Annotated in this window: 13 protein-coding genes and 3 pseudogenes; 4 read left to right on the plus strand and 12 right to left on the minus strand. The window is 28.3% G+C overall.

Annotated features, from left to right (window positions below):
* Nucleotides 1-520 precede the first annotated feature (520 nt).
* Nucleotides 521-1,735 (plus strand): Fic family protein, encoded by a 1,215-nt coding sequence (locus FOC48_RS08000; protein ID WP_003147730.1) that lies wholly within the window; start codon nucleotides 521-523, stop codon nucleotides 1,733-1,735.
* Between the two features lie 181 nt (nucleotides 1,736-1,916).
* Here the strand turns inward: FOC48_RS08000 and FOC48_RS08005 are convergent, their stop codons facing one another.
* From FOC48_RS08005 to FOC48_RS08015, 3 genes and pseudogenes are all read right to left on the minus strand, one after another.
* The gene (locus FOC48_RS08005) at nucleotides 1,917-2,948 is read right to left on the minus strand and encodes a tetratricopeptide repeat protein (protein ID WP_003147728.1); all 1,032 of its coding nucleotides are present in this window, start codon (nucleotides 2,946-2,948) and stop codon (nucleotides 1,917-1,919) included.
* Nucleotides 2,942-4,096, minus strand: a complete 1,155-nt coding sequence (locus FOC48_RS08010) for a hypothetical protein (protein ID WP_003147727.1) — start codon at nucleotides 4,094-4,096, stop codon at nucleotides 2,942-2,944. Before FOC48_RS08010 ends, FOC48_RS08005 begins: the two co-directional genes overlap by 7 nt.
* 1,572 nt (nucleotides 4,097-5,668) lie before the next feature.
* Nucleotides 5,669-5,977, minus strand: a pseudogene (locus tag FOC48_RS08015) (dTDP-4-dehydrorhamnose 3,5-epimerase family protein); the annotation flags it as partial.
* A 246-nt stretch (nucleotides 5,978-6,223) separates the two neighbouring features.
* Here FOC48_RS08015 and FOC48_RS10180 point away from each other — a divergent pair.
* Nucleotides 6,224-6,472 (plus strand): annotated as a pseudogene (locus FOC48_RS10180) (Abi family protein); the annotation flags it as partial.
* Between the two features lie 675 nt (nucleotides 6,473-7,147).
* On the opposite strand, the gene FOC48_RS08025 reads toward FOC48_RS10180, so the two are convergent.
* From FOC48_RS08025 to FOC48_RS08040, 4 genes and pseudogenes are all read right to left on the minus strand, one after another.
* Nucleotides 7,148-8,650: an SIR2 family protein gene (locus FOC48_RS08025; protein WP_003147725.1), complete on the minus strand. Its 1,503-nt coding sequence runs from the start codon at nucleotides 8,648-8,650 to the stop codon at nucleotides 7,148-7,150.
* A 550-nt stretch (nucleotides 8,651-9,200) separates the two neighbouring features.
* Nucleotides 9,201-10,055 (minus strand): hypothetical protein, encoded by an 855-nt coding sequence (locus FOC48_RS08030; RefSeq protein ID WP_003147724.1) that lies wholly within the window; start codon nucleotides 10,053-10,055, stop codon nucleotides 9,201-9,203.
* Nucleotides 10,056-10,565: 510 nt separating this feature from the next.
* Nucleotides 10,566-11,321: a hypothetical protein gene (locus FOC48_RS08035; RefSeq protein ID WP_003147723.1), complete on the minus strand. Its 756-nt coding sequence runs from the start codon at nucleotides 11,319-11,321 to the stop codon at nucleotides 10,566-10,568.
* Between the two features lie 208 nt (nucleotides 11,322-11,529).
* A pseudogene (locus tag FOC48_RS08040) lies at nucleotides 11,530-12,939 on the minus strand (oligosaccharide flippase family protein).
* Nucleotides 12,940-13,144: 205 nt separating this feature from the next.
* Here FOC48_RS08040 and FOC48_RS08045 point away from each other — a divergent pair.
* Together FOC48_RS08045 and FOC48_RS08050 are read left to right on the plus strand one after the other, a co-directional pair.
* Nucleotides 13,145-13,852, plus strand: a complete 708-nt coding sequence (locus FOC48_RS08045) for an IspD/TarI family cytidylyltransferase (RefSeq protein WP_003147719.1) — start codon at nucleotides 13,145-13,147, stop codon at nucleotides 13,850-13,852.
* A gap of 1 nt (nucleotide 13,853) precedes the next feature.
* Entirely contained in the window at nucleotides 13,854-14,876 is a 1,023-nt protein-coding gene (locus FOC48_RS08050; protein ID WP_003147717.1) for a ribitol-5-phosphate dehydrogenase, read from the plus strand.
* A gap of 45 nt (nucleotides 14,877-14,921) precedes the next feature.
* On the opposite strand, the gene glf is transcribed toward FOC48_RS08050, so the two are convergent.
* The 5 genes from glf to FOC48_RS08075 all read right to left on the minus strand — a co-directional run bounded on the left by glf (nucleotide 14,922) and on the right by FOC48_RS08075 (nucleotide 20,494).
* Nucleotides 14,922-16,019, minus strand: coding sequence for a UDP-galactopyranose mutase (gene glf, locus FOC48_RS08055; protein ID WP_003147716.1), 1,098 nt, complete (start codon nucleotides 16,017-16,019; stop codon nucleotides 14,922-14,924).
* Nucleotides 16,020-16,028: 9 nt separating this feature from the next.
* Nucleotides 16,029-17,588 (minus strand): lipopolysaccharide biosynthesis protein, encoded by a 1,560-nt coding sequence (locus FOC48_RS08060; RefSeq protein WP_003147715.1) that lies wholly within the window; start codon nucleotides 17,586-17,588, stop codon nucleotides 16,029-16,031.
* Between the two features lie 94 nt (nucleotides 17,589-17,682).
* Entirely contained in the window at nucleotides 17,683-18,573 is an 891-nt protein-coding gene (locus FOC48_RS08065) for a glycosyltransferase family 2 protein (RefSeq protein ID WP_003147714.1), read from the minus strand.
* Nucleotides 18,561-19,541, minus strand: coding sequence for a glycosyltransferase family 2 protein (locus FOC48_RS08070; RefSeq protein ID WP_003147713.1), 981 nt, complete (start codon nucleotides 19,539-19,541; stop codon nucleotides 18,561-18,563). Before FOC48_RS08070 ends, FOC48_RS08065 begins: the two co-directional genes overlap by 13 nt.
* Nucleotides 19,542-19,543: 2 nt before the next feature.
* Nucleotides 19,544-20,494: a beta-1,6-N-acetylglucosaminyltransferase gene (locus FOC48_RS08075; protein WP_003147712.1), complete on the minus strand. Its 951-nt coding sequence runs from the start codon at nucleotides 20,492-20,494 to the stop codon at nucleotides 19,544-19,546.
* Between the last annotated feature and the right edge of the window lie 34 nt (nucleotides 20,495-20,528).

Here is a 20,528-nt window from a genome sequence, read left to right on the forward strand (position 1 = left end):
ATTTAAGTTATAATCAAAGCACTATGAATATTTTTATCTTACTATACTATTAAATTAAAGAATTATAATATTCAACACAACCTCCATTACGAAAATTATTCAAAATAACATCTTTTGAGTAAATTCATACGGGAGGTTTTTATTATAACTTATTTTGGGAGTGAGGGGGGGACTTACACCTTGATTTCAAAATAGAAATTTTGACCATTTTTTCCATTTTGGATTGATTTTATGACCTCAAAATGGAAATTTTGACTGTTTTTTCCATTTTGGATTGATTTTATGACCTCAAAATGGAAATTTTGACTGTTTTTTCCATTTTGAATTACTTTTCTGATCTCAAAATGGAAATTTTTACTATTTTTTCCATTTTGAATTACTTTTCTGGTCTCAAAATAGAAATTTTGACTGTTTTTTCCATTTTGAATTGGATTTTTGACCTCAAAATGGAAATTTTACCTGTTTTTTCCATTTTGAATATGTTATAATTATTAAAAATATATTAAAGTAGGTGATTTATATGAATAAGTATTATCCTCTAGAGAAATTATTTCATATGAATTTAGATATAGAAAATGAATATAACAATAGAATCCATTCTCCTTCTAGTTCTGTTACTTCGCTTAAAATCAATCCCTTTATTAAGGGGATAAGAAAACCAGAAGAGTATCCATTATTTATATATAACTCTGCAGAATTGATCTTAATTCTAGAGAAAATTCATACAAATAGTGCTGAGATTATTGCGAAACAAAGTATGCTTCCAGAAGCTGCACAAGAAAAGTTCTTTAATTTGTTGCTTATCAACGAACTTCAAAGCACTAATGAAATCGAAAGTATTCATAGTTCTAAAAAAGAGATTAGCGAAGCACTTTCTAAAAAAGATAGCACTTCTCCTAACTTTAGACGTTTTGCTGGTATGGCTTCATTATATTCTTACCTCGACAAAGAAGTACAAATACTTGAACCTAAAGATTTCAGAAAAATTTATGATGTTCTCGTTGGGGATGAGGTTTCAACAGAAAATATTTTAGATGGAGAAGTTTTTAGAAAAGGAAGCGTAAGTATCTATGCTGGGAATGATATCATTCACCATGGTTTAGCAACTGAAGATGATATCAACAACGGACTGGCTGATTTAATTAGGTTTATGAATTATGACAACTTACCAAAACTATATAAAATTTTTATTGGACACTATTATTTTGAATACATTCATCCATTTTATGATGGAAATGGTCGTGTAGGTAGATACTTACTCGCCAAATCTCTTACGAGTGTAGTAGATATATTTACGGCAATTACTCTTTCATACAGTATTAATAGAAATAAAAATAAATACTATAAGAGTTTTGAGAAAACATCACACCCTTTAAACAAAGGTGATATGACTCTATTTGTTAAAGAGAACTTAGAGCTTTTAGTTTCAGGTCAAGAACATATATTATCTTTCCTAACCGAAAATATCGAAAAAATGTTCACAGCAAGAAACTATATTAATGATAATATCGCTGACGATACACTTAAAAATATACTATTCTTACTTCTACAAAGTCATTTATTTAGTGCTAAAGATGCTTTAATAAGTCATACAGAAGTTTCTAATATTTTAGAAATTTCTACAAAAACTCTAAATAAATATTTAGAAGATAATGAAGACAAGATTACAGTAATTAAGAAGAAACCAAAAATATATACGCTTAGTGATGACTTTTTAGCTAAGATATTTGAATAACAAAAAAATCTGGGAAACTACGAATCACTTTAGATTCACTTCCCAGATTTTTTATTTTTATATGTACAAGTACCCCTGCACTGAATTTTTGTTTTTGTATAACGATCCAGCCAACGAGTTATTGTTTAGCGTGTATATACATGATATCGAAGACAAGTTATTTTTCTTCCTACAAAAACCTCTAGTCTTTTTTAAACTTAACTCCGTTATTTTTTAGATTTTGGATAACTGTAGCACCTATACCACCTAGCTTTTTCAGTTCTTTTTCTGTATAAGATTCAATAATTTCTTTATTATACAATTCAGCACCAATAAACTTGTTTAATTGTCTTTCCATACCAGCGAAAATTGGATCTTCTTTCATCATTTCCTTGGAAATATTCAGACGACCTTCCACTATCAGAATTACTCTTTTTTCAATTTCTTCTTTATAGAATTTTTCTAACAATTCATAATGGTATTTACTAATAAGGTAATCTTTAGCTATATTAGCTACGAAATGCATTTCGAATACTTCGGGTTTTTGCAAATCTTTTTCATCTTGCAGAGTTCCCTCTATAAAGCTTTCAACTTTCTCAAAACCACCTTTAAAGATTATACCAACATATTTATTAAGTTCTTTAAGCTTCGTCATATAATAATGAGCTTCATCAAATTTACCTTGATTTATACTAAAGATACTTAAAAGCAACAACGTAGGTTCTGATTCTAGATAATCGAAACGTTTAATATGATTTCTCATCAAGTCATCTCTATTTAGGCGAACATAAACATGTGTCAGTTCATCTGTAACCTCAGAAAAATCAGACGGACTAGCCTTTAATAAAAGTTCATACAATTTCGCAGCTTCTTCGTACATACCTGCTTTGACATAATACCCTGCAAGAGCATCCGCTAATATCATCTCTTCAGTATCTTCATCACTTTCTGAATATAAAATATCCTCTCCAAGCTCAATAGCCATCTCTATACCACTGTGATTTTCCTCATGTAGTTCTAGTAAAGCATTAACCTTGTCAAAAACACTCATATCACTATCATCAATAGCATCGACAATATCACCAAGAGGACCATCTACATCATAACCATCTTTTACCATATTATAAATATGTTCAAAAACCTCGATAGCATCTTCTCTATTAGGAAAATTCTTCCCTTCAGTTTCTAAAAATTCTTTAAGCAATAATTCAAATTTTTTATCACGTTTTACCATAAGTCATCCTCCATTAGCTCCATCTGGATATCAAACTCACTATCATCAGCAAACATTACACCATTCATATGTAAGTTCCTGATTGTTCCCTTACCTAAACCTTTTATTTTCAAAAACTCAGCCTTAGTAATTTCTAAGAAATCTTCTTTTGTTAGTAAAAAGTTCTCGTGCATAATTTTTAATTCAGTATCTCGGATAGCCATAAACGATCTATCTCGTTTCATATCAGCAACTGTTATTTCCTTACGATCCGCATATTTATCCAAATCATCGCCAATAACATATTCACTTTCCCTAACATGCATAAGAAAGTCAAAATAGTACTCTTTACTTAAGAAATAATCGAACTTCATAACAGTATTAAGAGCCTCTAAATACTTACAATCATCATCCGTACTAAACTTAATTAACTTAGGATTAGTTATTCTATCTAAAACATCAGAAATATATTTATTAACTTTAATCAATTTACTGAAAAATGCAACAGCTTCTTTCTCTTCTCCTTGCATCAAATGGTAAAAAACTTTCGATAACAAAATAACCTCATCATCATTTTTGCCATGTTTATTCGCTAGTTTATAGTAACGATTAACCTCTGTAAAATCATTCAATATAAGACTAGCAACAACAAAATTGTGATACATCGGCATTATAACCTCATTGTCCATATCTAAAGCGAAATAAAACGGCTGATATGCATTCTGAACTTTATTATATAACTTATTTCCTAAATAAAATTCCGCAAGGTGATGACAGACTCTCAAATGAAGATAGTTAATCGGAAGTAGTTTACCATCAACAAAACCGTCTTCGAAAGTGTATACTTCTTCTTTTAGTCGTATTAATTCTTGTTCAATTTCATATTCCGTACAATCTTTACTAACTATTTCCCAAACCCTAGCATCTACGTTGTACTTAGATAAATCTATAGAATTTTTTACATTAGATGCATATTTAGGATCTTCGAAATTCTCAATAAATTCCGCAAAAAGTTTCATCGATTCATTAAAATCAGACTCAATCTCTTTAGAAGAGAACTGTATTTCACCATAACCTTGATTGAGATTAAAATCTCTATATTTACGACTTCTTATTCCTGTGTATCCTTTTCTATCAACAGGAAATTTTATAATTTTTTTACTATTCATGCCTGTTCCCTCCCTTTGCTGTTTTGAGTAATTCTATAAAGTTTACAGCGATTTCAACAATCGTCTTTTGTAAGAAAATCTTTATAAAATTCACTACCTCTCCAACTTTATTCTACATCAAAACACAATATAATACAAACATAACAGTTAAGAAATAATTAAATTAATAAATATAAAATAATTTATTACAATTAACATAAAAAGAATCTCATCTCATATTTAACAAGATAAAATTCTTTATGACTTTACGTAATAACCTAAAAATAGATACAACCCTTAGGATACCACGCACACTCTTTACTCTATTTCGTTCAACAATACACCTTTTCTTGTTATGAATTAATTCGAAGAGATATTCCTCTAATTCTCTATCCATTTACATAATCTTAAAAATGCAATTTTAATCTCAACATAAATAAGAAAACCTTTTCTAAGATGATTTATGGTGATATAATAAAAGTAGGCTACTAGCTCCAAAAGGAGGTGGTTGCATGTACGATATAATCGTCCAAATTCTTGTTGGACTATTTGTGGGAATTGTTCTCCTATTTATAGAATATTTTTATTTCCTAAATGATAAAAACAACAAGAGGAGGTAGCCCTATTTAGGCACGACGTACATGTTATTCACTCATGTATGAATATTTATTCTCATACAAAGTGGTATGTTAATACATATAAAAAAGCAACTGAACGGCATTTCAGTTGCTTTTCGTGGTCTCATGTGAATATAATCGTCCAATTCACTTATTTATATTCTAACATACACCTTTTCTAGTTGTCAATTAATCCGAAAAGATATTCCTCTAATTCTCTATCCATTTACATAATCTTAAAAAGATAATTTTCCTTATAATTATAAATAGAGATCCTTTTCTGATATGACTTCTAGTGCTATAATAATAAAGATAGGCTACTAGCTCATAAAGTAGCCTTTTACAAAGTAAACAAAATTAAATTTAGACGCAGTGGCTTATTGATATCTAAATTCGCTTTGCAAAAGCTCTTTAGACATCTAATAACCTGTGCGGGGGCAACTCGACAAAATCGATTTCTTCGAAATCACGATTTTTGAGTTGCTCCCAAGAAAAAGTAGCCCTATTTAGGCACGATGTACATGTTATTCACTCATGTATAAATATTTATTCTCATACAAAGTGGTATGTTAATACATATAAAAAAGCAACTGAATCGCCTTTCAGTTGCTTTTCGTGGTTGCATGTGAATATAATCGTCCAATTCACTTTCCTATATTTTACCACATACCTTTTCTTATTGTCAATTAATTCAAAGGTCAGATATAGTGATATATTTCATAAAGGATAAATTCCTCTAAACTATGAATCGCTACACTCATAGGAAGGAATTACTTATATAAACATTACAACTTAAATTTTTTCAAAAAACGAGAGACTCATAAATCGTGATTTTGATTATCGAATCATCACCACAAAATTCATCATATATCTAGAAATCTCTTATGAAGAAAATTTAGTTATCAATAAACCACTTCACCTACGCATTTTCATAAACGTCTAGGATTTTTTGAATACACCTAAAAACATATTACAATTAGACTTCCCCATACTTAAAATCATTGTCCTTTTCAAATTCCTTGAATGTAGGAAGTTTTTTATCTTTTTCTGAAATAATAGCTTTTGATAAATCGATCTGCCAATCAATTCCTAGCACTTCATCATCGAATGCAATTCCTGCATCTGCTTCTACATTATAATAATTATCACACTTATACATGAAGTTAACATTTGGTGTTAATGTCGCAAAACCATGAGCAAATCCTCTAGGAACTAAAAGTTGCCTTTTGTTATGACCTGAGAGAATAAAACTCTCCCACTGTCCATATGTTGGACTACCTTTTCTCTACTTAAAACATTATCACTTTTCATTCACAAAAGTCATAAACTATAGTTATAATACTTGACATCTAAGAATTAAAGATATACAATTTGATTATAAGATTAGGTCAGGAAGCATACGGTGTCCTGACCATTTTTTTTGGAGAATAAATTATGAAAGATTATAAAACACTTAACCAACAATTAAAAATACTAAAAAAAAGGGGGGCTCGTTGTCCCCACAAATGGACAACCAAAGAAATTTTTAGAACAAGAAGACTATTATAATGTATTAAACGATTACAAAGGTCTGTTTCTAGAAAAAGGTGCAGATGATACTCCTCAAATTCCAAAAAAATATTTACCTAATACTCATTTTAATGAATTGCAATCATTATTTTTATTTGATAGAGAACTAAGAATACTGTTCTTAAAATATATTCTAATTTTTGAAAATTCATTTAAGACTGTACTATCACATGAGTTTTCAAAAAATATCCAAAACCAAATTCATATTTAGAAATACAAAATTACAACATTAATAGTCCAAAAAAAGTATTACAACAAATATCAATCCTAACAAAAACAATTCATGATAAGGTTGATAAGAACGGCACAGTAAAACATTATATAGAAGATTATGGTTATGTTCCTTTATTCTTTATTACATTTATTTTTAAAAAAATCTGTCGTGGATAAGTTGTTAATAATTTCTATTTATTCGACTGCCTACGGAAAAATAAATTGACTCTACAGCTTTATTATAAACTTTTATTCGACCACCCATTCGAACGCATTGTAGCTCTTTATTACTTTTTCTTTTAAAACTTTTAACAATCAGCTATTTATTTCAATCAATTATCTAACCCTGTAAACAACTATAATTATTAAATAGTCAACTTTATTTAAAACACTAGATTATGTTTACACAAAAATCTCGATACTGCAAAAAGCTATACTACTTAATATAGCATAGCTTCCTCCTAATTTTCAAAATCAATCGAATTTGATACAGAGCCTAAAAAATTAGTCTCAAGTTAAATTCAAGTTTTCTATTTGAATCGGAATTACTTTAGGAATTTACGGATAAATAAAATATACATCTTTATTTTGAATTTTTTTTAACATATTTCGATTGACTTTTACATTTCGAATATGAACTAGCTTATTATAATAAATTCTATACTATTATTTATCATTCACCATTGAGAAATTTATTTTCTTTAATTTTTTTCAATAAATTAGGAATTTCTGAAAAATTATCTATCCAAATAATATTTAACCCTAATTCTGCAAAAAAAGATTCTTGCAGTACTTCATATATTCTTTCAAATTTAACTATTTTATCATCTCTTACAAAATTTTTATCATCATTAAACTCAGTTCTTTTTAGTATAACATAATGTTTCAATCTTTCTTCTATATCTAAACTCTTTTGAGCTGCGATTTCCAATAATCTTCTTAAGTTTGGATCTGTCATTGATAGTCCTATAAATATACATGTATTATTAATCAAATAATTAAGTTGAATCATATTGGCCCAATTATAGGGTTCTAAAAATAATTTATGATACCCTTCCTCAGAAAATACTAATAAAGACTTCTCCAAATCCTTATAGTTTTGTTTATCCTTAGGTAAAAATCCATGTACATGATAAATTCCAACCTCTTCATTATCAGGAATCATTCCTTCTGCATAAATTGAACGATACTTAACCCTTAACTCTTCTAAATTCCTCTCAATTAAATCATCAAAATTATAGTTAATAACTGCTTGAACTCCAACTTTTCCACGTTTTGAAATGCACAATTGACAGATTTCATTTATTAAACTAGAGGTAGAATGAGAATTTTCATATAAAATATCACTGACTGTATCAGTAAACCTATTTCCAAATCCACTTCTTATCAATCTTGTCTGAAATAATTGTGAACTACTATTCTTCTCCATTAGTTTCTCTACTATTTTGTCTTTCTTATCAGAAGGAATATCAACATTATTTTCTCTGAGTTTCCTTTCAATTAATGTCACAAATAATTCAGAAATAAGGTTATTCCATTTAGGCATACCGGCATCATCTGATACTCCTGCCCCAAGAAATAACACAATATTATCCCTACTGTATTCTTGACTAAGTTGATTAACATATTCATCTCTCTTTTGCTTATTATTAGCACTATCCCTATACAATCCAGTTTTTACAGTATCATTAAGTAACAAATTATTTATATTAGTATATGTTTCAAAAAAGAAGTCTTCATTTTTTCCGCACATATCAACAACATCATCAATGTCCCAAATTATTATTCTAAAATTTAAATGTTCTGTTTGGCTATAGATTTTTTGTTTGATTTTATCGGGAATTTCATTAACCATCACCAATAATAACGTGCTTATATTATCTTCATTTACTACTATCCGTCCTATAATATTGTATAATTCTCTAATTATCAGACCTGTATTTCTATGTATTTTTAATTCCACATCTACTTTTCCACTGACAGTATCAAATCCCTCCGGCAGTACTGCATCAAAAGTTATTCTTTGATAACTGTCTCTTGAGAGTATCATTTCTTTATTCTGTCTTTTTAAGTAGTGTTGAAATACTGTAAGTATTAACTTCTCTATTGCCATATTCGAATATCTAATATTATATTCAGGTTTTAATAATTCTAATATACTTTTCTTTATATCCATACTTTAATCTCCATAATAAATTATTAATATTTTAACTTTAAATCGAAACCGCTTTCTATATTTCTTTTATAAATTTTCTTTTTTTACATGTAATCATATAACTATATTTTTACGTTTTTTAATCTATAATATATTTACTTTATTATACTACTTATCAATTTATTTCATAATCTCCAACATTTAACATATTTCACAAAATACCCTGATCTAATAGCAAATTCAATCACTATCCTTCCTGAAAATTAACTAGAATTATTATTAGAACACTAGAATAAACATAAGTTATCGACAAAAAATTAAATCATTTATCTATCCTTAGAAAAAAGTAATTAGAAATTATTTCATTGTCATTACTAGAAGTGGGAGTCCCCCTTCAAATATCATTTGCCAGAACAATCTTCAGTATTTAGCGATGAAGCAACCTATTCAATATCTGATAGGGTGTTTCATCACATCTATATCCTTATTTTGAGGTAATTCTTATTATAGGTTTTTAATAAACTATTCATTTTTATATTAATATTTGACATTAAATTTTTAGTATTTTTTCTTACAGCAACTTTTCTAATTCTTCATTTATTTCTTTTGCCAAATAGTACACCTTCTCATCCATAATCATATCTTGACCATGAACTAAATAATTCCTATATCTTCTAAGAACATTTATTTTTTCAAACAATTTTGCATCTATTTTCCCTTCGTATCGTAATATTTTTAAGTTTTGATACATATTTGCATATTTGCCATCTATTTTTACTGAAGAACTTACAAGGTTCGATATACTACTTTCTATACTATTATAAGTTTTCAAAAAATCTTCTAGACTTACTTTGTCACTATTATTTTGTTCAGAAAAACTATCCGTTTTCTCTTCTAGTTTTTCCTCTAACTGTCTCTTCCCAATATAACTTTCTTTTTGAATTTTTTCAGGATCAATAATTTTTTTTACAAACAAAATTATCTCCACTATTGAAAAGAAAGTAATAACGAGACTGTTGTCAAAAACAAAAATTGAAATAAAGTTATTTGCACTCAAACACATATTTATTATGCATAGGAAGATACTCACACAGGTTAAACTCCCAGTAAAAAGAATTTTTAATTTATAGTTAGCTTTCAAATCAGCTACTATATCAATTAATGATTCGTCTTCTTCAACATCATTTTTTAATTTTCCATCAAGAAAAATATATCCAGTAATAGATAAGCCAAATAAAGTAGCTACCACTTGAGATAAAGTAGAGGAAACATATAATACTCTGTTTTCATTAAGTATTATTAACGAATTAACACTAAAACAACTAATAAGACCTTCGATAATTACAAAAAATATAATGAATATACGAATATTTTTATTCTTTAATATTGAAAATAAATTACTTCTACTCAAAATATCACCACTCATATTATTCCCCCAAAACAAAACTATAATCGACATTAGTTATATTATCTTTTATTATCATAATAATTTTATTTTTTATCATATATTAATCGCCCCTTCATTGCAGTTACTTTATTTACCTATATTTAATAATTATAGCAAAATAGTTTTTAATCTACAATAAATTCATTAAATAATTATGATCTATTAAGGTTAAATTCAAATTATTAGGTTGTATACTAAATTCAGGGCATGGAAAAAATTCCAGTCCCGGATTTAGTATACAACCTTTAATTATGTCTAGATTATTTGTTTCTGAATATAAAAATAATATCAAACTTGAAGAAAGTAAGAAAAAATCTAAGCAACAAAATGCTACCTAGATTTCTAGAGTGATTTTTTCCTATGACCCGAACTTGACAAAGAGCCAGAAAAGATAACCTTTCTATAACTCTTTCTACATTAAAACCTCTATTCTTCACTTTTATTAGATTTATCTTCTTTAATTTGCTTACTATTTGCCCAAGCTTTTTGTTACGAAATAACACTTGAAAAAAATGGTATATTATCAGACACTTTTTTGGATTTAATTATTATCTTAATTAATAGATAGATAATAATTACTACTATAAACGTTAATAGTAAAGTAGCTATGGTTATATTAATTTTATCATACGATAAAATTTTATAAATACAACTTTTAATATATGTAGAAATATTTTCTCGTATTGCTACGGTAATATTAATTGCTATTACTATAAATAAAACTTCAGATTTTTTATTTTCCCAAAATAATTCCATTTCAGGATCAACATCAAATTTTACCGGTTCGTCTTCCTCCAGAGGCTTTGACATTTTATAAAAATAATACAAACTTTTCTTTGATGCCAACCAATCTATAAGCTTGTATCCAAGATACGAAATAATCACCGACCATAGTTTCAAATAACTAAAACTAAAGATAATTAAATAGAGAATCATTGTTTCTATCAATCCGATATTTCTTTTAAAAGCAAAACTTAGAAGACATTTTACTAATAATACTAGCACAGCTAATATCAAGACTATTTTCAATTCATTCCAAGAAGCATTTAACCAAATTTTGCATATTAAAAACATTACAGGACTAACTTTCATTAATCCCCATAAAAAAACAAGTATGCCTTTAATTAACGAATAACATTCTTCTCTATTATGAAATTTACTACTTTCTTTATTAACTTGGATTAAAACAATATTTAAAAGTAAAAAAATAAAACCTACCCAAATTTTTTCGATATATATACGCATATATAGTACTTCTGTAAATGATGTGAAACAAAAAAGTTAAAAATAAATACCTGATATGATAGAGACACAGAGAAGCTAGCTTCTCTGTATCTCTTACCTTTCCTCAACAGGGGTTATCCATCCTAAGGTCCGCATAGGAAGTCGATTAGAATGATATAGGTATTTCTTAATTTGATTAATAAGATCTGATATAGCCAAACTCTACTACCTACTTCAGCATTGCCTTCATCTCTTTGATGTTAACTGTTTTCAGTAAGAATAACATACCTAAGTAACTAATTCCACCGACTGCAAGGTAAATTACAAGACCTACAATTCCATCAAATCCTAGTGTCATTTTACAGAACATTACAGCTCCGAACATTACAAGGGATGACAATATGATTTTTGCTAAATCTTTGTTGAACAATAAGTTCTTGTTAATAATATTACGGCTATAATACCATTGGATGGCGAATACTAAAATTTCAACAAGTACAGATGTTATACTCGCTCCGATATATCCGAAAAATGGAATAACAGCAATATTAACAGCCACACTGACAAAGGCAGGAATCGTTGTCGATAGCATAAATTCCTTGTTTTTATTTCTTACTACTAGTACTTGATATCCAAGGATATTCGTCCAACCTATAAACATAAGATTAAATACAATAATATACAATACATACTTAACATCCTGAAAGTTTTTTCCTAAGAATAATTTAACAAATACTTCATTCACCGCAATAAGTCCAAAAATCATCGGGAAAATTATAAGGTTGTACAGAATGAATGAGAATTTCACCATATTTTGCGCTTCTTCTTCTCTTCTTTCAGAAAGAAGATTCGCAACCCTCGGCAACATTACAACTCCTAATGAAGTAACCACTGTAATAAGAATACTTGTTAACTTTTGTCCTTGTTCATAAATCCCAACATCTGAATATGATCCTAGTAGTCCAAGTAAAGTTCGATCTAATACAACATAAAGTGACATTGCGACCTGTGGTAAAAACAGAAGTACAATAGGATGTAGGTTTTTCTTCATTATTTTCGTATTAAATGAAGGGCGTTTTATGAATTTTTTCGCCGGAACCCACATTACAAGTTGCCCAAAAAAATTGATAGTGACGATTAAAAAAATATAAAGATATAGACCATCACTACTTTTAATAAAGGTAAAAATACATATTACTCCAACTAACCTTACTACTGTATTTCGTAAAGTTATTTTCTTAAAGTTTTCTTTTCCTGAAAATAACCACGAGATATCAAACATTCTTTCAAACAATACAACACCTACCATTAATGGTATTACTCCTCCCATCTGTGGGATACTGAATATCGCAATTAAATATACAGAAATTGCTAATGCACTTGAGATAAGCTGAATCACATAAATATTTCAAAACGTACTACTCACGTCATTTGCAGCGGCTATTTGCTTAGTACCATATATTCCAATCCCTAACATTGAAAATAAAGCAAAATAACTTACTATAGAATTATAAAATACATAATTTCCTAAAGCTTCACTCGTAAAAATTCTCGTAACATACGGAACTGTTATTATCGGTAATATTATCGTTAATATTTGATACGAAAGATTATATAAATAATTTTTTATTACTTTCATTATATTTCCTCATCACATATGAGAAACTCCTAAAAATAGGAGATTTCTAAATTTTTATTACTAGTATAAGTATACGTAATTTATAGCTATATTCAACTATTTTTGTATTAATATTAGTTATCGATATTTTTTGAAATTCTAATCTTTCATGCTATAATTATTAATGATTAGTAACAAATTTTACAATATTTTAAAGGAGAAGAAAATGATATACGCAGGAATATTAGCTGGTGGTACAGGAACTAGAATGGGAATAAGCAATATGCCAAAACAATTCTTGGAATTAGGTAAAAAACCAATACTTATTCACACAATTGAGAAGTTCTTATTAGAACCTGAAATCGAAAAAATCGTAGTCGGTGTTCATGAAGATTGGGTATCTCATGCTGAAGACTTAGTTGAACAATATGTTTCAGCGTTTGCTGATAAAATCATTATTACACCTGGTGGTGTTGATAGAAATACAACGATTGAAAATATCATAAATAGAATTAATGAATACAAACCGTTAACTGATGAAGATATTATCGTAACTCATGATTCAGTTCGCCCATTCATTACACTTAGAATTATTAAAGACAACATACGTCTAGCTAAAGAAAGTGATGCAGTAGACACAGTAGTAGAAGCAGTAGATACAATCGTAGAAAGCACTAACGGAGAATATATTTCAAACATTCCAAACAGAGCTCACTACTACCAAGGTCAAACACCTCAAAGTTTCAAATGTTTAGATTTCCTAAACCTATATAACTCATTAGACAAAGAAGAAAAACAAATACTTACAGACGCATGTAAGATATTCGTTATAAAAGGGAAAAAAGTAGCACTAGCTAAGGGAGAATACTCTAATATTAAAATAACTACAGTAACTGACCTTAAGATAGCTAAGAGTATGCTAGAGGACGAGTAATATGATAAATCAAATATATCAATTAATTAAACCGAAATTCATTAATGTAAAATACAACGAAGAGAATATAAATGATGGTGATAAAATCATCATCCGTCCAAACTATATGGCACTTTGTCACGCAGACCAAAGATACTATCAAGGGAAAAGAGATCCAAAGGTACTGGCTAAAAAACTACCAATGGCACTTATCCATGAATGTGCAGGGATAGTAATCGCAGATCCTACAGGAATGTATAAAGTAGGACAAAAGGTAGTAATGATACCTAACCAACCACCAAGACAAAGTGACGAAGAATACTATGAAAACTACATGCCAGGAACACACTTTCTTTCAAGTGGATTTGATGGATTCATGAGAGAGTTCGTAGCTTTACCTAAAGATAGAGTGGTAGCTTATGATGGTGTGGAAGATTCTGTTGCGGCTATTACAGAGTTCATAAGCGTAGGTATGCACGCAATGGATAGATTCTTGAAAAACTCACATAGTAAAAAAGAAAGAATAGCGATAATCGGTGATGGTAGTCTTGCTTATGTTATGGCGAACATAATAAACTACACTCTACCAGAGTGCGAGATAATCGTAATAGGTCGCCACTGGGAGAAGTTAGAACTATTCAGTTTCGCAAAAGAAAAATATATTACTGATGATATTCCTAAAGACTTAACTTTCGACCACGGTGTAGAATGCTGTGGTGGAGATGGTAGTGGATATGCGATAAATGACATAATCAAATACATCAAACCACAAGGAAGCCTAGTATTAATGGGAGTTAGTGAATACAAAGTAAATATCAATACACGTGATATATTAGAAAAAGGACTAACACTAATAGGGTCATCGCGTTCAGGTAGAATCGATTTTGAGAAAGCTATCGAGATGCTGAGTAATAAGAAATTCGAAAGAAGATTCAAGAATATTATTGAACTTGAGCAACCTGTGAGAAATATTAAAGACATTCATAGGGTGTTTATGACTGATTTAAATACTGCATTTAAGACTGTTTTCAAATGGGAAATATAATAAAAACTGCAATACTTGTTTAAATTCAAGTATTACAGTTTTTTATTATTTACCTAATTCTTCTCTTACTACATTAAGAGCTCTTTCGATTACTACGTGCATATCATAATATTTATAGTCTGCAAGACGTCCACAGAAGATAACATCTTTACCTTTTGCTTCTTCTAAATATTTTTGATACATTTCATTATTTTTAGAATCATTAATTGGGTAGTATGGTTCATCCCCACGTTTCCAATCTACTGAGTACTCACGTGTAATAACTGTTTTTTCTTGAGTACCTTTTTCGAAATGTTTGTGCTCGATAATACGAGTATAAGGAACTTCACGTTCTGTATAGTTCACTACAGCGTTACCTTGGTAATTCTCTTCATCTAGTACTTCATGTTCAAAGCGAAGACTTCTATATTCTAATTCTCCATGTTTATAATCGAAGTATTGATCGATCATTCCTGTAAATACTACTTTTTTCGCACTTGCTTCTAACTCTTCACGCTTCTCAAAGAAGTCTACATTTAGCTCTACTTCGATTCCTTTTAACATGTTTTCAATAATAACATTATATCCACCGATTGGAATACCTTGGTATCGATCGTTGAAGTAGTTGTTATCGAATGTGAAACGTACTGGAAGACGTTTAATAATAAATGGTGGTAGTTCTGTAGCACTACGTCCCCATTGTTTTTCTGTATAACCTTTAATTAAAGTTTCGTATACATCAGTACCAATAAGCTTAATAGCCTGTTCTTCTAGGTTTTTAGGTTCACTATCTTGCAGATGAGCTGTTTGTTCAGCGATTTTAGCTTTTACTTCTGCAGGAGTTTTTGTTCCCCATAATCCATAGAAAGTATTCATATTGAAAGGTAGATTGTATAATTTACCTTTGTAGTTTGCTACTGGTGAATTAATATAGTTGTTAAACTCAGCAAATTGATTAACATAATCCCAAACTTCTTTATTAGAAGTATGAAAAATATGCGCACCATATTTGTGAACGTTGATTCCTTCAACGTTCTCACAATAGATGTTCCCACCAATGTGGTTACGTTTATCTATTACTTTTACTTTTTTTCCTTGTTTTGTTGCTTCATGAGCAAAGATTGCACCTGACAATCCAGCTCCTACTATTAAATAATCGTACATATGTTCCTCCTAATTTTGTTTTCTAAACTTATTAGCAAACTTAGCTAACATTCTGCTTAAAAGCCCTCTTACAAAAATCAATTCTTTTGTTTTCCAAAATACTGATATCGTTAATACAAATAATGAAATATAAAATATTATATAATATATTATTTGTATCAAGATTGACTCTACTACTAAAAATTTAGTAATCAATAAGTATGTTAGAATTAGAACAGTAAGTGCATAACAATAATGCATTACAATCACTTTAAAAACACTTTTCGAACTTCGTTTTAATCCAAACTTATAAACAGAATATGGTTCATACCACACTACTGTAAAAATTGATGATAATATCGTTCCAATTAATATTGCCATGATTCCTAAATCACTATATATCAGTAATCCTAATGAAAATACCATATTAAGAATAGCCTCAACTATATTCTTTGTTTTTTGTTCCCAAAACAATCCATAACTATTAATAAATGTTAGAAAAGGCATTCGGTAAACCGTTATAAAGAAATTCAAGGTAATGATAAATATAATATTAACAGAAAATAAATATTCTTTACCTAACCAAATCGTAATAAAAATATTACTGAATAAAAGTATTCCTAACGATGAAAATAATGTAATCAAGAAAGTAATAAACTGATATTTTCTTAATATATTTTCTACTTTTTCATTACCCTCTTCCGAATGAATTAAATTTCCTAAACTTCCACTTATCGACGAAATTAATTGACCTATAATCGACTGTATATTAGCTAATATAACATTATAGTTTGAATACATACCCACTGTACTGACACCTATAAAAATTGACATTAGTATATTATCCGTACTCATAACGATAGTTTCTGCTATTTTAGAAATAAAAGTTCCTTTTACATGTTTAGAAAAACTATTTCTTTCTATTTTAGTAACTTCACCAATAATATCAGAACTTAAAAAATCGTAAATCTTATTTACTTTTACAGAGATTATAATATTTGAAATTATCGTCATTAATATCATTATTACTAAAAATAAAATATAACTTTTAGTAATAAATAAAGCTCCCCATTGAACTATCGATCCTAAAACAAAAATAGAAAAATCAGTAGTAACATTAATATATCTTTTTTGATCAGCATCTAAAAGTACTCGTTTATAAGTGAAAAGATAGCTAATAACTGAATTCGCTAAAAATAGAAAATATATATAATATATTTCTGACGTCATTTGTATATCACTAGCCAAATAAGGTAAAAAGAATGAAATTACTATTCCTAGTATTAAGACTATACTTGCAATTTTTGTATATATCCTTTTATACATTTGCATATATGCATTTATTTTTGCAATATTGTTTTCTACTAATGGTTTATACAAACTTACAGCAATTGCTGTACCTATACCGAGTTCAGCAAGTGATAACACTGACAAGATACTCGAAAATAAGCCATTTAATCCTAAATATACTATCCCCAAATAATAGATAAAAATAGATCTATTAGCAAATGCAAGTATAATTTTTAATATTTGAACTAGGATAGATATAATTGAATTGAAAATTGCATTTTGTGTTCTTGTTTTCTTCATTATTTTCCCTTTCATTTTTTAAAAATATTTTTTCTATGTTTTAACATACTAATACTAAAAAACTATATAGGTTATTAAAACAAGATATTTCTACCTATATCTTACTAAGTATTTTCAATTTTACTTTTATTTTAAAAATATTATATAAATATAATGGTGATAAATAATGTTTCTCAGGAACAAATGTTCTATAATGCCATTTAAAGTGATCTAAACGTATTTTTTCTACAAGTATTTTTTCTTCGTTATTTCTATTTTTAAAACTTTCTCTAAATGAATTTAATACCGGAAAAATATCTAGATTTCTCTTAGAGAACTTAGCATTTGTTATCGATCCTTTCCTTATCCTGTAACCATATATTTCCCTAGGCAGCTTTTTCCATTTTTTTGATTCCTTGATTAAAATAGGCATCACAGCTAAATCTTCAAAAATTTTTCCCTCGGGAAAAAATTTTGTTGATAAAACTCTCTTATGTATCAATCTAGGAAAAATTGACACTCTTATAGCCTTAGTCAACTGATTTATTAGTTTATCTTTAACAGATTCTATAATAAATTCACTTTTTTTCTCATCATTTGAAAATACAGGTATATCATCATCAAAAAATGTATGTATATTAGCTTCTATAATATCTACATTGGGCTCAATATTCGCAACAAAATAATCTAAATAATCAGGTGATATTACATCATCACTATCAATAAAAGAAACATAATTACCTATCTGTTGTTCTACCGATTTTTCAAAAAAATAATCTAGACCTGTATTTCTTGCACCACTTAATCCTTTATTTTCTTGATTTATTAAGATAAATCTTTTATCCGATAGAAATTTTTCAGCAATCTCTTTTGAATTATCTGTTGAACCATCATTCACCATAATACACATAAAATTTTTATAAGTTTGATTCTGTATACTATCTAGGCATTGCCCTAAGTAATCCTCAACATTATAAATCGGCACTATTAAGGTTATCTTTTCCACATTAATATTCCTTTCTTTAATTTCTTTGCAAGCTGTTTGCATAATTGTTCTAAATTTTTTACATAGTAAAATTTTTTGGGATAAATTTTGTAAGTTTTTAAATAATGATTATTAGGATATGCATTCTTAGAATATTTAGTTAACCATTGATTAAACTTTTCATCATATACATTTGTATATTTTTTTATTTCTAAATATCTTTGTGCTATGTTATGAAAAATAACCGTATTTATATAGTGTTTTAGATTCGGTTTATTAGCATAGTATTCTTCTAATAATTCACAAATTTTAAAAATATCTAATTGCTTCTGGATATTACTCCCCTTCATAGTACCATTGGGATTAGGTCGGTAATAATATCCAATAATATTAATCTTTATCGCTCTTCTTATTTCTTTTAATACCGCAATCCCAGTATACAAATCCTCATAAATTAAGCCCTCAGGAAATAAATTTGATTCAATTAATGATTTTCTATATAGTTTGGCTACAGGTTGATGTGTAATCGCCCATGTATCTATACATGCTTTTAACACTTCTTCTCCTTCTCCTTTAAACATAATACTTACATTCTCACAATTCTCATTATCAAATCTTTCCCTATTAGTCGTAAAGTCAGCTTCTATAATATCATAGTCGTCCTTTTCATAAGCTAGCAATATTTCTAATAATTTTATATTGATAATATCATCACTATCTACAAAGCAAAGAAATTCTCCCCTGGACATCTTTATCCCTTTGTTTCTTGCTACACTCTGTCCTGAATTACTCTGGTTAACCAGAATAAATCGTTTATCATTCAAATAACTTTCTGCAATCTCTCTTGATTTATCTACAGAACCATCATTTATCATTATACACTCAAAATCTGTGTACGTTTGACTTTGAATACTATCTAAACATTCTCTCAAGTATTTTTCCACATTGTATATTGGAACAATAACTGATACTTTAGGATTCGAACCCATTGTTATTCCCCTTCTATTTTTAAATTAATAATCTCTAATACTATTTCTTTCATTTTTGGATATTTATCTATATCAAATTTCCTTGAAAATAAGTGTCCTTGTTTTTTACCATATTTAAGTTGTTCAACATCTTCATCAGAATCTGTCCAAGTATATGGGCTTCCATCCCACCAATTAATATAACGTAGATTGCCCTGGAAATCTGTTGGTTCATCATTTGTCGGTTTTAGTGAATATACGCTATTTAATAAATCATTTTTTTCTAATATTGTTGGAATAAACAATTCATCATTAACTCTTGTTTTTTTAAAAACTCTTTTTATAAACTCTTGTTCTCTCACTAATACTTGAACTGCTTTATGATTTAATGAGCACCAGTTTGAAGCATATTTTAAATCAATATTATATTTTTTAAAACTATCAATTTTTAGCATTCTTTGTAATTCTATTTCAAATCTTCTGTAAATATTCAATCCTTTTTTTAAGATTTTATTATTAATACTTCTACTAGATAAGTGTGGAGCTAAGTATTTAAAAGATACTCTTTCATATATTTTATTTTTTTCAAATAAATCATCTGATACCATCGTTAAAAAATTATAATCTTTTCTCTCATCAAAAAAATTATAGATATTTTCTGCTGTATCCAAGGGTAAATCTACTCCGGACAACAAATGATACATACTATAATCATTATTTTTCAGAGCAGTTGTAAATAATTCTAACTCCGCTTCTACTAGGGAATAATCTCCCCAATAGATTGGTATCTCTTTTGTGAAATATAATGTAGACTTCTTCACAACACTCTCTATTTGTTCCTTCAGCTCTCTATCAATCTGTGCTTTCTTATCAAACAAAATATAAATATCATTTTTTTCATAGTCTAATAAAGAAACTAAGAATTTTAATTGTTCTATTTTATTATGCGCAATAATCAAATATGCTTGTTTCATGAAGTCACTCTTCCTTTTTATATAATCATTAATT

The sequence above is a fragment of the Gemella haemolysans genome (assembly GCF_012273215.1).
Lineage (GTDB): Bacteria > Bacillota > Bacilli > Staphylococcales > Gemellaceae > Gemella > Gemella haemolysans_A.